This is a genomic window from Rhodovulum sp. PH10 (genome assembly GCF_000293785.1).
In the GTDB taxonomy this organism is placed as follows: domain Bacteria; phylum Pseudomonadota; class Alphaproteobacteria; order Rhizobiales; family Xanthobacteraceae; genus Rhodoplanes.
In genome coordinates, this window is sequence record NZ_AKZI01000112.1 from 1 (window position 1) to 1,547 (window position 1,547).

The following is a 1,547-nucleotide window of genomic DNA, read 5'->3' on the forward strand; positions in this document are numbered from 1 at the left end:
GGCGAAATCGGCTCCGGCGCAGCCCCGTCGGAGTTTCCAAACGGTCTCTGAGCTCCCGCGGTCTACGCAGACGACGGGTCGGGCGACGAGCCGGACGACCGGCCGGCCGCTCGGCGCAGCCGCTGCACCAGGGCCAGAAGCCGCGGACTCGCCTTGATCCGCCGCTTGGCGGCGCGCAGGCCGGTCAGCACCGCGACGCCCGCCCGTCCCTTCGCCGACACCGGCAACAGCGTGTCGACCAGCCCGGCCGGCTCGCGGCAGAAGAACGTCTTGTAGGACGCCGCGCCCGGCCCGAGATCGAAGCCGGTCAGGCCGCGCGCCGCGCAGTCCGCGACGATGTGGGTGATCAGCACCAGGCCCGGGCTCCAGCGGCCGTTCTCGCTCGCCGTGTAGGCGTTGAACATGCAGGAGAAGCCGCGGCGATCGGCGACCCCGCCCATCACCGCGATCACCTCCGCGTCGCACACGAGCGCGTGCAGCTCGATCGCCGGCATCCCCTCGCCCACCCCCTCCCGGCACGCCGTGCGCAGAAAGTCGGTCACGCCGGGCTCGGCGAACACGTCGGGGAGATTTTGGGCGGCGAACTGCGCCGCCTTCTGGGCGAGAAAGGCCGTGAGCAGCCGCTCGGCCTCGGCCGCGTCGCCGGCGCGCAGATAGCGATAGCCGGGCAGCTTGGCGAGCTTGCGCTCCTTGTTGCGCAGGCGCGAGCGCATGTCGCGGGTCATCACCGCGGCGAGCACCGCCTCGACGTCGCCCGGCGGAAAGGTCGCGCCCACCACGTCGTCGATCGAGGGCGTCGTGGGCAGGCCAGCGAACGGGTTGTCCATGCCGTGCCAACGCCGCGGTTGCCGCTCGAGCGAGAACACGTCGATCTTTTCCGCCCGCGCGACGGCGGCGAGCGTGCGGGCCACCTCCTCCGCGGTCACCGCGGCGGCGGCCTCGGGGCGCCACACGCCCATGCCGAAGCCCGCATGGTTGCAGCCGGGAAATCTCGCGACGGCGAGCGGTCCGGCTCTGCCGACCGCGAACGGCCACAGAAAGGCCGGTGCGCCACGCGCGTTCCGGCCGATCACCACCACCGGCCGCATGCCGGCGGGCGTGCCGACGTGGCGCTGCCAGGCGGACACCCAGTCGAGCCGCTGGAACGGGGTGCCGAGCCCCTGCTCCGCCAGCTCCCGCCAAGCGGGCGCTGCGGCGGCGAGATCGCCGACGATCTCGATGCGCGGGACCGGCCCGGCACCGACGGCCGCGGGCGGCGCGGCGGGCGACCCGGCCGGCGCGTCGTCGGACACGCGATCGTCGGACACGCGATCGTCGGGGGGTCGGACGAGAATCATGAGCTTCGAGCGCCTCTTGCGGGTATTTTGCGACCGCCGCCACCTTGACGGAGAAAGCTCGAGAAACCCTTGCGTCGGCGGTCGAACGGCCCGCGGAGAGCGGCGCCCGCGCCCCGGCCCACCCCGCGCCGGAACCGATAAGACAATACTACCATCCAGTTATACCGGATTCGGCTGATTGGTTCCGAGGCGGGATTCCCGGCGGGAGTC

1 protein-coding gene is annotated in these 1,547 nt (G+C 72.8%); it reads right to left on the reverse strand.

From position 1 onward, the window contains the following. Positions 1 to 62 precede the first annotated feature (62 nt). Positions 63 to 1,307 carry a GNAT family N-acetyltransferase gene (locus A33M_RS17030; RefSeq protein WP_008389644.1) on the reverse strand — a complete coding sequence of 415 codons (1,245 nt, stop codon included), beginning with the start codon at positions 1,305 to 1,307 and terminating at the stop codon, positions 63 to 65. Positions 1,308 to 1,547: the final 240 nt, after the last annotated feature.